Here is a 12,108-nt window from a genome sequence, read left to right on the forward strand (position 1 = left end):
AAGGCTCGAACTCGGTCATTCGGAACAATTGGATTCGGACTCACCATTCGCTGCTCCGTAAATGGATTTGACCCGCATCAAAGCTGCCGGTCCCCTTTTCCTGTTCATTGCTCCCATCAGAGCCTGCAATTCTTGGGAGAGCATCATGACTACGGCTGGTTTCAACATCCCTGTTCCGAAGGTCGCGACCGCGGCGCCAACAAAACTTCGACTGGGTTCCCTGACCGCATTGGTGATCGGTTCGATGGTCGGCTCCGGCGTGTTCAGCCTGCCGCAGAACATGGCGGCAGGTGCTGGTCCCCTCGCAATCCTGATTGGCTGGGCGATCACCGCGGTCGGCATGCTGGCGCTGGTCTTCGTCTACCAATCACTTGCAACCCTCAAACCCGAGCTCGATGCCGGGCCATACGCTTACGCCAAGGCCGGCTTCGGTCCCTTCATCGGCTTCAACAGCGCCTGGGGCTACTGGATCAGTGCCTGGGTTGGCAACGTCTCCTACGCGGTGATCGTATTCAGCGCCCTGTCCTATTTCTTTCCGGCGTTCGGCGACGGAAACACCTGGCAGGCGGTGCTCGGCGCATCGATCCTGCTGTGGCTGATCCACGTCCTGGTTCTCGCCGGCATCCGGCAGGCCGCTGTCGTGAACCTCATCGTCACGGTGGCCAAGATCGCTCCGATTGTCCTGTTCGTCGGGGTTGTTGCCGTCGCCTTCAAACTGCAAGTCTGGTCACTCGATTTCACTGGTCTGGGCAACGCCAGTCTCGGCTCGATCACCGCACAGGTGAAGAGCACGATGTTGGTAACGCTTTGGGTGTTCATCGGCATCGAAGGCGCCAGCGTATTTTCCGGCCGGGCCGAGCGCCGCAAAGACATAGCTACGGCGACCGTGCTCGGCTTCTTCACCTGCCTCGCGCTCTACGCCCTGGTGTCGCTGCTGTCGCTCGGCATTCTCAGCCAGCCTGAGCTCGCCGCGCTGAAGAACCCCTCCATGGCGGGGGTGCTGGAGGCGGTTGTCGGCCCCTGGGGCGCCATCCTGATCAACATCGCGCTTGTCGTGTCCGTGATCGGCGCCTTCCTCAGCTGGACGCTGCTTGCGGCCGAAATTCCACATGTCGCCGCCAAGGACGGCACGATGCCGAAATTCTTCGGCTGGGAAAGCGACCGCGGTGTGCCCTCGATCTCGCTTCTGATCACCAATCTGCTCGTCCAGGCATTCCTGGTGATCACGCTCTTCGCCCAAAGCACCTATCAGGCGCTGTTCTACATCGCGTCGGCCGCGATCCTGGTGCCTTACATCTTTTCCGGAGCCTACGCGGCAAAGCTCGCGCTGACCGGAGAAAGTTATGGCGGCGACGAGCAACGCGCCGGCCCTCTTTTCGCAGGACTGCTGGCGACGGTCTACGGACTGTGGCTCGTCTACGCGGCCGGGCCCGCATACCTGTTCATGTGCGCGATCCTCTATGCGCCCGGCATCTTTTTCTACATCTGGGCCCGCCGTGAAACCAATCAGCGCATTTTCCATCCTGCGGAAGCGGCGCTCGCCGCAGCCCTTGTCGCCGTCGCCATCCTCGCCGTCTACGAGATGTGGACCGGCGCCGTCAGCCCGCTTTGAGGGGATCGAGATGACAAGCCTGGGTGCTCATTCCGAAGTCGGCCGTCTGCGCGAGGTGATGGTCCACCGTCCGGGTCTCAGCCTGCGCAGGCTGACGCCGGAGAATTGCAAGGCGCTGCTTTTCGACGACGTGCTGTGGGTCAAGCGCGCGCGCCAGGAGCACGATGTCTTCGTCGACGCGCTGCGCGAGCGCGGCGTGCTGGTGCATTCCTTCGGCGAACTCCTGGCCGAGACGATGAGCCTGAGCAAGGCCCGCGACTGGCTTCTCGACCGGCGGGTACATCCCGGCGTCGTCGGGCTGGACATGGTCGACGAGATGCGAGGATGGCTCAACGAGATGCCGTCGGAGCCGCTGGCATCTTGCCTTGTCGGCGGCATTGCCCGGGCGGAGCTTCCGTTCGAGCCCAAAGGCCTGACCGGAAGGGCGCTCGCCCCCCAGGATTTCGTGCTGCCGCCGCTGCCGAACCAGCTTTTCACTCGCGACAGTTCCTGCTGGATCTACGGTTCGGTCTCGGTCAATTCCATGTACTGGCCTGCCAGGCGCCCGGAGGCGGCCAATGTCGAAGCCGTCTACCGTTTCCATCCCCGCTTTCGCGACAGCGGTATTCCCTTCGTGTCGCCGGATTTGGGAACAGGCACCAGCCTGGAAGGCGGCGACGTCATGCCGATCGGAGGCGGAACAGTTCTCGTCGGCATGGGGGAGCGCACCACGCCGCAAGCCGTTGGCGGCCTTGCGCGCAGCCTGTTCGCGGCCGGCGAGGCGACGCGGGTGATTGCCGCCCTAATGCCACGGGATCGCAGCTTCATGCATCTCGACACCGTCTTCACCTTCTGCGACCGCGACCTCGTAACCATGTATCCGCCAGTGGTCGACCGGTTGCGCACCTTCTCGCTGCGACCGGGCGATGGCGCGGCGGCGATCGAGGTCACCGATGAGGCAAAGCCGTTCACGGCTGTTGTTGCCGAAGCCCTTGGACTGAAATCGCTGCGGATCATCGCCACCGGTGGCGACCGCTACGAGGCCGAGCGCGAGCAATGGGATGACGGCAACAACGTTGTTGCGGTCGAGCCAGGTGTGGTCATCGGCTACGACCGCAACGTCTATACAAACACCCTCCTGCGCCGTGCAGGAATTGAAGTGATCACGGTCGAAGGCGCCGAGCTTAGCCGCGGGCGCGGCGGCGGGCACTGCATGACCTGTCCAATTGCCCGCGACCCGATTTGATCCGAAAGGAAATCTCTATGTCGATCAATCTTCACGGCCGCTCCGTCCTGACCCTGGACGATCTAACGGCCGGCGAGATCCGCTTTCTTCTCAAACTGGCCGCCGACCTCAAGGCAGCCAAGCTCGCCGGTCACGAGATACCGCGTCTCGTCAGAAAGAACATCGCGCTGATCTTTGAGAAGGATTCGACCCGCACCCGAACCGGGTTCGAGGTGGCGGCCTATGACCAGGGCGCCCACGTCACCTATTTCGGTCCCACCGGCAGCCATATCGGCCACAAGGAATCCATGAAGGATACGGCGCGCGTGCTCGGCCGCATGTACGACGCCATCGAGTATCGCGGCTTTGGCCAGCACCAGGCCGAATTGCTTGCCACGCATGCCGGCGTACCCGTCTACAACGGTCTTACCGACGAGGCGCACCCGACGCAGATCCTTGCCGACCTCATGACTATGCGCGAATTCACGCACAAGCATCTTTCGGACATGACCGTCGCCTTCGTCGGTGAGGGTCGGGACAATGTCGCGCTGTCGCTGGCACTTGGGGCAGCCAAGGTCGGCATCGACATGCGCATCGCCTCGCCGAAGGAACTCTGGCCGGACGAGGAATTCTGCGCCCATGTCAGAGACCTAGCGCAACGCAGCGGTGGCCGTTTCCGGCTCGATGAAGACGTGGCGGGCTGCGTCCAGGGGGCCGACTTTGTCTATACCGACGTGTGGATGTCGATGGGCGAGGACAAATCCGGCTGGGCCGAGCGTATTCGCCTTTTGACGCCCTACCGCGTCACCAGCGAAGTGATGGCTGCTGCAGGCAATCCCCACGTGAAATTCATGCATTGCCTGCCGGCATTCCACAACACGGAAACCGAGATCGGCGCCTTCATTGCGAAGGAATACGGTATCGACTGCATGGAGGTCACCGACGAGGTGTTCGAGTCGGCAGCGTCGATCGTCTTCGACCAGGCCGAGAACCGGATGCACACGATCAAAGCCCTGCTCGTCGCCACGATCGGTAACTGAGATGCTTATCGTCGTCGCGTTGGGCGGAAACGCACTGCTACGCCGTGGCGAACCGATGACGGCGGAGAACCAGCGCGCCAACATCAAACGCGCCGCATCCGTGCTCGCGGAACTCATCGGCGAAGGACACTCGGTTGTAGTTACGCACGGCAACGGCCCGCAAGTGGGCCTGCTCGCGCTCCAGGCCGCTGCCAGCCCGGGCGCCGGGGCGTTTCCACTCGACGTGCTCGGGGCCGAGAGCGCCGGCATGATCGGATATGTGATCGAGCAGGAACTCGGCAACCTCCTCAAGCGGAGGCTGTTCGCAACCCTGCTGACGCAGGTGACGGTGGACCCGCGCGATCCGGCCTTCGCTCACCCGACGAAGCCGATCGGCCCGGTCTACGATGAGGCAACCGCACGCAAGCTTGCCACCGAACGCGGCTGGCAAATCGCGCCCGATGGCGACAAATGGCGACGCGTCGTGCCTTCGCCCAAGCCGCTGGCAATCCTGGAAGCTTCGGTGATCTCGTTCCTGGTCGAGCGCGGCGTAATCGTCATCTGCACCGGCGGCGGTGGGGTTCCGGTGATAGCCCGGGATGACGGCAGTCTTTGCGGCGTGGAAGCCGTCATCGACAAGGACCTGGCAAGCTCGCTTCTCGCTCGCGAGTTGAAGGCGGACATGCTGCTTATGCTGACGGATGTCGACGCCGTCTATGTCGACTACGGAACAGCGGCCGCTCGGGCGCTCCGGCGCGTGAGCCCCAGGGAGCTATCGGGCAGGACTTTTCCGGCCGGCTCCATGGGACCGAAGGTCAGCGCTGCAATCGAATTCATTGAAGCCACTGGCAAGCCTGCTGCAATCGGCAAGCTCGACGATGCCGTCGAAATTGTCGGAGGGGAACTCGGCACCTGGTTCGAAGCCAGCGCCCTGCCCTCGCCCATCGAGCTTGCGAGATCCTAGGTTGCTGCCACGACACCGATGACATAGTTCTTGCCATAGGCTTTCGCGCATTTCGGGCAGGTCGTGTAGAAGAAATACACATCACCCGGCTCTGTGTTTCGATCGCGCGCAATCTGCCGCATTTCACTATCCCAGGTCCTCGCCTGGCTGTACGGCCCCTCGAACAATTTGGTCACATAGTCGCCGCTCAGCGTGGTCATCTCCTCGTTGGCGACAGGTTTCGAGACCGCAAACAGATGTTCGCTGGTCCAGGGCGAGACATCCTTACTGAGAACGATAAACTGATCGAGATCGTCGGAAGCACCGGCGTCTTTCAAGTGCCTGTTAACGCGTGCGAACACGCTGCCCATGTTCATTGGGATATGCATGACGCTGTGGGTTGTGGCTTTGACGAACCGCTTGTCCTTGAAGTGCAGTTCCTGGCTGTCCCAACCCTCGGGATTGAATTTGGGGCAGCAGCCGGTTGTGTTGACACTCGCGTCGTATCGAGGCGTTTCATTCGTCTTCATGGCTGTTCCTTATTTGAGCAGCCATCTGACGGGCAACGAGCCCACCCATCCTTGATCCTTGTCAAGACGCCCCTGAATCCTGATCGAAGCGCATCAAAGCGGCCGCCGCCCTTGTTCCTCGACTGCCTTTAATCGGACCACTGAAACGGAGCAAAGGACTTGTGCCACGACCTTGGTCGAGACACTGCCGAGATGGCGGCGGATTGCCGATGATGCCCGGGCTCCAACGACGATGTGCCCGACGTCATTGTGCTCGGCATAGTTGAGGATGGCATCGGCGGGGCTGACGGCTTGTTGCGCGTGCGGTAATTCGCTCCAGCCCGAGCAGCAGGACCAGCGTCGCCACCACGAGGACCATGGTGAGTGCCGCACCGGCAAAGATATCGCCACGGTCGGTGAGGCTGACGATCGACACCGGCAGCAGCGATGATCGTTCGCGCCTCTGGCGTGATGGAGGACTGCTAGTAGAGCATGCAACCTGCTTGGGCTTGAGCATCCACATCGGTGATCAGCATATGGCCCGGAGACACTGTGATCGAGATCGCGAGTTCGGCGCGCGCAACAGCGTCTTGCGCGGTTAGGCTGCTGGCCCAGAATACGGGGACCTCGTCCTCCACGATTTCCACTGCATCGCCCCAGTCGGGAGCCATCAAGTCGCTTATTCCGATGATCCCGGGTTCTCCGACATGGATGGGAGAGCCGTGGGCATGAGGGAAGCGTGCGGTGAGGGCGCGAACCCTGTCGACATCGCACAATCTGATCGGGCGCATCGAGACGACGATTTCGCCACCGAATGGTCCGACGCGGCAGGTGTCGATTCTGGTCCGGAACTTGGGGAAGGTTTTTCCGAAGCCGACGCGTCGGAGTTTCACGCCCTTTTCGGCAAGTGCTGCCTCGACGGTGAGTGAACTGCCGAGCGCGAAAGCGGCAAAGTCATCTCGCCACAGGTCGATGATGTCGGTCTTCCGACGGATCATCTCGCCAAAGCAATAGATGTTGTACTGGGGTGCATCGGTGCGAATATCGATATCACCCAGGGCTGGGAGCAATGAGCTGCCGGCGCGGCTCACGCCCACCAATGGACAGGGCTTCGGGTTGCGGACGCAGAATTGATGGAAGTCGCCGGCAACGCTGCGGGGCACAATCACAACATTGGCCTGCAGCTTGCCGCGCGCTAGCCCTCCTGTATGCCCTTCATAGGCCCCCCTTCTAACCAGTCTGCGCAATCCGTCTGCATCGACCAGTCGCAAATTGTCATGGAACAATGAAGAGGTCTGGCGGGCCATGGCATCCGAGGCATATGTATGTTTCAGAGACACGTCGAGAGCGCGTAAGATCATCGACGGATCACCCGCTTGTCAAATCACCAGAATCTTTCCTAGTCGATAAATTGTGTTTATTGGTCGGCGAAGGAGACTTCATTTTTATTAGCCACCACTCATAGAGCTTTTGTTGTCATTGACAGCTGCGGCAGCCGATTGCTTCTATCTGTCGGGTTGCTTCGTGCAGGAAGCCGAGATCCCGGTTCATGTAGAAGAGCAGGAAAGCCGCATAGAGGACAAGGACAAGGCTGAACACCAGCGTCTTGACGACCAGCGAGAGGGCAAAGACATTCAGGTGCGGCGAGGCGCGCGCCAGGAAAGCCAGCACAATGTCGGACAAGAGCATGCTGATGACGACCGGGAACACAAGGGTCAGTGCCATCACCAGGATGCGGTTGAGCAGATCGAGAAATATTCTGGCGGCATCCTTGCTGAACACAGGCAGAAGCTGGTCGATTGGCCAGAGGCCGTAGCTGTCGTAGAGGCTGCTCAGGGAAAGCTGCAGGCCGCCGGCCGCCAAATAGATCGTGACCATGATGACGGCAAGCAAAGTGCCGGTGGCACTCGTCTCATGGGTCATCATCGGATCGATCAGGGTCCCCATCGTGGAACCGCGCTGCAGGTCCAGGATGTCACCCGCGGCCTCCGCCGCCCAGAACGGTATGCCCATTGCCAGCCCGAGCGTCACCCCGACAACGACCTCCTTGAGCATGTACAGGACGATCATCGTCGTCGTGATATCGGTGTTCGTCAGTTTGGTCACGATCATCGGAAAGACCGGAACCGCGAGCGCCAGGGCCACGCCGTTGCGCAGAAGCCCGGTTAGCGGCACACGCGAAAAGAGCGGCATCAGGAGCATGAAACCGGTCAGGCGTGCGAGCGCGAAAGCGCCTGCCAGAAGATAGAACTGCAGTTCCTTGACAGATGCGAAGATTGGTTCGACCGGCATCCGCCAGCCTCAGCGCGTGACGACGGGGAATTCGTCCAGCGCCGTCGAGGCCTGCTCCGCGATCTGCTGGCCAAGCAGCGGACCGAAGACCATGATGACCAGCAGGATCACGACGAGCTTGATCGTCTGCGGCAGCGACTGGTCCTGAATCTGCGTCAGCGCCTGGGCAAGGCCGACAAGGATGCCGACGGCAAGCGCCGCGATGATCGCCGGACTGGACGCGAGCAGCACCGTCAGAAGCGCGCTCTGGATCTTCGCCAGGATGAAGTCATTGTTCATGCACAATCCCCCAGCGGCGTCAGCCGTAACTCAGAATGAGGCCATGCATCAGCCGCGACCAGCCATCAATGGCGACGAAAAGGAACAGTTTCAGCGGGATCGAGATGAGAACCGGCGACACCATGATCATGCCGAGCGTCATCAGGACATTCGCAACAACGATATCGATAATGAGGAAAGGGAGATAAAGCAGGAAGCCGATCTCGAAGGCACGGGTAAGCTCGGATGCGACAAAGGCCGGAACAAGGATCGAGAGATCGTCGTCCTTGAGGTTCTGCCGCGCTTGTTCCGGCCACAGGCGAGTGGTGCCGTCGAGAAAGAACTGCCGCTCTTGCGGCTGGGTGAATTTCATAAGATGCCGCTGCAATGGTTCCCTGACCAGTTGCGCCGCCCTGGCGAGGTCGTCCGTCGTCTGGAACTGAACTTGCCCTTCCTGAAGCCGGCCCGACATCTCGCTCAGCATCGGCGTGGTGACGTAGACCGTGAGCACGAGCGCTATGCCGTAAAGCACCAGATTGGGCGGCATCTGTTGGACGCCAAGCGCGTTGCGGATGAGAAACAGCACGACCGAAATTTTCAGGAAGCCCGTCATCGTGACGACTGCCAGCGGCAGCAATCCGACGAAGCCGACAGCGATCAGAATCCCAAGCAGGTTGGGCGAATTCTCAAGCATTGTCGAACATACGGACGATCCGCACGCCCAGGTTTTCCCCAATCCGCACGATCTCGCCACGACCGACACGCTTGCCGTTGGCGATGATGTCGACGGTCTCCTCCGTTACGTCGGTGAGTGCAACGATAGCGCCGGGCGCAAGCTGTCTTACGTCCCCAAGAGGCATTGCCGTGCGGCCGATCTCGAAGGCAAGCGCGACCGGCAACTCGTCCAGAGTCGACTCTTCCAATGTCTGGCCGGCTGGCGGCGGCGTGTTCTGGTTCATGGTCCACTCCCAATTCGATCCGGCGATTGCAGTCGGCGCGGCAAGCAATTGCGGCCCATCGGCAGTCAAGGTCACCGGCGCATAAAGGCGCTCGGCAATGATGAGTGCCGCCATGCGTTCTTCCTCCGCATCCCTGAAGAGCACCACATCGCCAGGCTGCAGGCTTTGAAGCTCGCCAAGGGTGATCGTCAGCGCGCCACGCCGAAGACAGACCGACAGCGGGAATTCGGCCGGAATCGGCAGCCTCGTCTCGCCGATCTCGTCTAGAAGGCGGCCGATCCGAACCGCCAGGCCGGCGTCCGCCGTGTTCAGCACGCAGTCTATCGTGTCGTCGTTGCTGGCCATGGCGAAAGCGAGCGAGATTTGCTCCGAGACCGTATCTCTTCGTTCGACCGAGGTGAGCGCGATCCTCTCACCCAGCTTGCCCTCGATCCTTTCGAGGTCTTTTTCGAATGCGGATTCCAGCAGCAGTGCGGCGTGGGTGGGCGCCAATCGTTTCATGTCGACCAGCTCGTCAGCCTTGGCGAGGGTTTGTTCGACGACAGAAAGCGGCAGGCGCAATTTGGCGACCTTGCCTGCGACGGTGAACGCAATCGTGCACAGCCGCTGGTCCGCGGGGCTCGCCGTCGGCCAGACCGCAGCAATCGTCATTGCCTTCCCCGCGATGGTGATCTGCGCGGGAGCGCGACGGCGGTAGAAGGCGTTCAAGGCCCCGACGTCCACGGCGGCGACGGATTCCAGCGTCAGCCGTTCGCCGACTCCGGGCAGGCCGGCCGTGCGTTTCACCGGTTTTCCGCGCGCTTTCGTCTTTGCCGACGCCAGGGCCTGAGGCATTACACTTCCATATCACGGTCACCGATGGGCTATCGTTCTGCAGGCAAGCGCGGCGAACCGCGTTCCTCTTCCTCGACAAGCTCGGAAAGAGCCAGGCGACGACGCGCGCTGCGTTTGGTCAGATGCTCCAGCAGTCGATCCAGCTTCGCCACCGCCTTCATGCTCGCATGATGATCGTTGCGGGCTGCCGACAACTCCATTTTCCGTCGCTCCTCGGCGACGCCGGCCATCTTCTCGTTTTCACGCAGCTTCTCGGTTTTTCTGGCGGCGATTTCGAATCGTCCCTGGAGCCGATGTAGACTGGCGGCCTTTACCGGTTGTCCGACAAGCGAACCGAACGCCGCATCTTCGGCGTCGACCGTGCGCTGGAGGTGTTGCGTGACGGCGGTGGCCGCCTCTTGAGCTTCCCTGGTGGCCCGGTGCGCGGCGGCGTGCCTTCTGATCACGACTTCCTTCGCGCGTTCTTCCCGGCGGCGTCTGAGGTGGCGCAATCGAGCGATCATGTCACGGTCTTTCATCGACGATTTCCCGCATGACTTGGCGTGTCTTCTCGATACTCTCGTGTGTGGCGGACGCCTGACGCAGAAAGGCATTGATGGCATCGATCTTCGCCACCGCCTCGTCCGCCAAGGCGTCGCTGCCCTTTTCGTATTCACCGACCCGCAGGAGAAGTTCGATATCGGCGTAGCGGGCAAGCAGCTCACGCAGGCGGCTGGCGTCTGACCGATGTACCGGCGACACAACCGCGTCCATAAGGCGGCTTCGGCTGCGCAAGACGTCGATGGCCGGGAAATGGTTCCGCTGAGCGAGTTCGTTCGACAGGAAGACGTGGCCATCGAGCAGCGCCTGGATTTCCTCGGCGACCGGATCCAGCGTGCCGTCTCCTTCCAGGAGAACGCTGTAGAGGCCCGTGATGGAGCCGACGCGGCCGGGGCCCGATCGTTCGAGCAGGCGCGGCAAGACCGCGAACAGCGAAGACGGAAAACCGCGACGCGTCGGTGGCTCGCCCGAGGCCAGGCCAATCTCGCGCTGCGCACGGGCAAACCTCGTTATGTTGTCCATCGCAAGCAGCACATGCTTGCCCTGGTCACGAAAATATTCGGCAATGCTGGTCGCCACATAGGCGGCCTTGACGCGCTCGATGGCGGGCCGGTCCGATGTCGCGACGACGACGATTGCCCGCTGCCGCCCTTCCGGTCCAAGCTGATGTTCGACGAATTCGCGCACCTCGCGGCCGCGCTCGCCGACAAGGGCGACCACGGCAACATCGGCATCGGTGCCGCTGACAATATCGGAAAGCAGGATCGACTTGCCGACGCCAGGTTCACCGAAGATGCCGACGCGCTGCCCACGCGCGCAGGTGAGCAGCCCGTCGAGGGCCCGGATTCCGAGCTGGATCGGCTCGGAAATCAAACTGCGTTCCAGCGGAGATGGCGGATAGGCGTTGACCGGATAGCTGCTGGTAATGCCATCCGGCAAAAGCGGTTTGCCGTCCAAGGGCTCGCCGAGCGCGCTGATCACCCGGCCGAGAAGCCCGGGACCGACGGGTACTCGCTGGTCCTTTCCGGTCGCAACCACCTCGGTCAGGCTTGAAAGACCGTTCAGGTCGCCAAGCGGAACAAGGATCGCCATTTCGTCCATGAGGCCGACGACTTCCGCCCTGGTCGTCTTGCCGGTCCTGGGGTCGACCAGTTCGCATATCTCGCCGATCCGGGCCTCCTCCACGGTCGCATGGATAACCGTGCCGGTGACCCGCTTAACACGCCCCTTACTCGGCCGGCTCGCATCGTCGCGGAGGGCGGAACGCAGGGTCGGAATGATGGACGCCAGACGGCTTTCGATATCAACGGCGCGCGCTGTCATGGAACCTCCGCCTTTGACGCAATCGCGGCAGCTATGGCCTGGAGCTGCGCGTCGATGCTCGCATCGACGACGGCAAAGTCAGAAGAAATGATACAGGCGCCGGCCGCCAGCGCGCTATCCGCGTCGATCTCCACCGTCATGCCCAGATCGCTCTCGCGCAAGACCGCGTCCAACTCATCACGAACCCTGTCGACGGAACCGGGATGAACCCGGACATTCAGATATTTGGCGCGGCGAACTTCAGTCACAGCCTGCCTTGCGGCCTTGGCGACAAGCGTGCTGACGTCGAATTCTCCAAGCATTCGCCGCACGACATCGAGGGCCAGGCTGATGACTTCGGCTTCCAGCCCGCCAAGATAGCGATCCACCTTGACCGCTGTCTCGCTTATCAAGCGCGCGACATCCGCATCGCCGTGCGCCTTGCCGTCTTCGTAACCCTGCGCATATTCAGCCGCATAGGCTCGCCGGGCAGCGTCGCGCAACTGCTGCGCATCGCGCTTTGCTTCATCGAGAAAGGCATGCCCGTCCTGCAGCGCGCGCACCTCGGCGGCGCGCAGGATCCGGGCGAAAGGGCGCCTCGGCACAGCATCGGTCGCTTTGCCCGGTTCGACCATC

The 12,108-nt window shown here is 61.8% G+C and carries 14 protein-coding genes; 4 read left to right on the forward strand and 10 right to left on the reverse strand.

The window, feature by feature from the left end:
- Window positions 1-145: 145 nt before the first annotated feature.
- Genes arcD through arcC form a run of 4 tightly spaced genes read left to right on the forward strand, consistent with a single transcriptional unit; the run spans window position 146 to window position 4,799 of the window.
- Window positions 146-1,612, forward strand: coding sequence for an arginine-ornithine antiporter (gene arcD / locus NKJ26_RS15060; RefSeq protein ID WP_352696001.1), 1,467 nt, complete (start codon window positions 146-148; stop codon window positions 1,610-1,612).
- Between the two features lie 10 nt (window positions 1,613-1,622).
- Window positions 1,623-2,837 carry an arginine deiminase gene (locus tag NKJ26_RS15065; protein ID WP_352696002.1) on the forward strand — a complete coding sequence of 405 codons (1,215 nt, stop codon included), beginning with the start codon at window positions 1,623-1,625 and terminating at the stop codon, window positions 2,835-2,837.
- A gap of 17 nt (window positions 2,838-2,854) precedes the next feature.
- On the forward strand, window positions 2,855-3,856 hold the full coding sequence (gene argF / locus NKJ26_RS15070; protein WP_352696003.1) for an ornithine carbamoyltransferase: 1,002 nt from the start codon (window positions 2,855-2,857) through the stop codon (window positions 3,854-3,856).
- 1 nt (window position 3,857) lies between these two features.
- Entirely contained in the window at window positions 3,858-4,799 is a 942-nt protein-coding gene (gene arcC / locus NKJ26_RS15075) for a carbamate kinase (protein WP_352598162.1), read from the forward strand.
- Here arcC and NKJ26_RS15080 read toward each other — a convergent pair.
- From NKJ26_RS15080 to sctL, 10 genes are all read right to left on the reverse strand, one after another.
- A complete protein-coding gene (locus tag NKJ26_RS15080; protein ID WP_352598163.1) occupies window positions 4,796-5,308 on the reverse strand; it encodes a hydrolase in 513 nt (170 codons plus the stop codon). The two genes, arcC and NKJ26_RS15080, sit on opposite strands and share 4 nt — an antisense overlap.
- 93 nt (window positions 5,309-5,401) lie before the next feature.
- Window positions 5,402-5,698 carry a universal stress protein gene (locus NKJ26_RS15085; RefSeq protein ID WP_352696004.1) on the reverse strand — a complete coding sequence of 99 codons (297 nt, stop codon included), beginning with the start codon at window positions 5,696-5,698 and terminating at the stop codon, window positions 5,402-5,404.
- Window positions 5,699-5,769: 71 nt separating this feature from the next.
- A complete protein-coding gene (locus NKJ26_RS15090; protein WP_352696005.1) occupies window positions 5,770-6,648 on the reverse strand; it encodes a D-glutamate cyclase family protein in 879 nt (292 codons plus the stop codon).
- 115 nt (window positions 6,649-6,763) lie between these two features.
- The gene (sctT, locus tag NKJ26_RS15095) at window positions 6,764-7,579 is read right to left on the reverse strand and encodes a type III secretion system export apparatus subunit SctT (protein ID WP_352696006.1); all 816 of its coding nucleotides are present in this window, start codon (window positions 7,577-7,579) and stop codon (window positions 6,764-6,766) included.
- A 9-nt stretch (window positions 7,580-7,588) separates the two neighbouring features.
- On the reverse strand, window positions 7,589-7,858 hold the full coding sequence (locus NKJ26_RS15100) for an EscS/YscS/HrcS family type III secretion system export apparatus protein (RefSeq protein WP_352598167.1): 270 nt from the start codon (window positions 7,856-7,858) through the stop codon (window positions 7,589-7,591).
- A 19-nt stretch (window positions 7,859-7,877) separates the two neighbouring features.
- Window positions 7,878-8,531, reverse strand: coding sequence for a type III secretion system export apparatus subunit SctR (sctR, locus tag NKJ26_RS15105; protein ID WP_292180090.1), 654 nt, complete (start codon window positions 8,529-8,531; stop codon window positions 7,878-7,880).
- Window positions 8,524-9,582: a type III secretion system cytoplasmic ring protein SctQ gene (sctQ, locus tag NKJ26_RS15110; RefSeq protein ID WP_352696007.1), complete on the reverse strand. Its 1,059-nt coding sequence runs from the start codon at window positions 9,580-9,582 to the stop codon at window positions 8,524-8,526. The genes sctR and sctQ overlap by 8 nt, the downstream gene beginning before the upstream one ends.
- A gap of 77 nt (window positions 9,583-9,659) precedes the next feature.
- The gene (locus tag NKJ26_RS15115) at window positions 9,660-10,148 is read right to left on the reverse strand and encodes a hypothetical protein (RefSeq protein WP_352696008.1); all 489 of its coding nucleotides are present in this window, start codon (window positions 10,146-10,148) and stop codon (window positions 9,660-9,662) included.
- Window positions 10,135-11,493 carry a FliI/YscN family ATPase gene (locus tag NKJ26_RS15120; RefSeq protein ID WP_352696009.1) on the reverse strand — a complete coding sequence of 453 codons (1,359 nt, stop codon included), beginning with the start codon at window positions 11,491-11,493 and terminating at the stop codon, window positions 10,135-10,137. The genes NKJ26_RS15115 and NKJ26_RS15120 overlap by 14 nt, the downstream gene beginning before the upstream one ends.
- Window positions 11,490-12,107 carry a type III secretion system stator protein SctL gene (sctL, locus tag NKJ26_RS15125; protein WP_352696010.1) on the reverse strand — a complete coding sequence of 206 codons (618 nt, stop codon included), beginning with the start codon at window positions 12,105-12,107 and terminating at the stop codon, window positions 11,490-11,492. Before sctL ends, NKJ26_RS15120 begins: the two co-directional genes overlap by 4 nt.
- Window position 12,108: the final 1 nt, after the last annotated feature.

Origin of the sequence: Mesorhizobium sp. M0152 (assembly GCF_040322415.1) — a bacterium.
Lineage (GTDB): Bacteria > Pseudomonadota > Alphaproteobacteria > Rhizobiales > Rhizobiaceae > Mesorhizobium.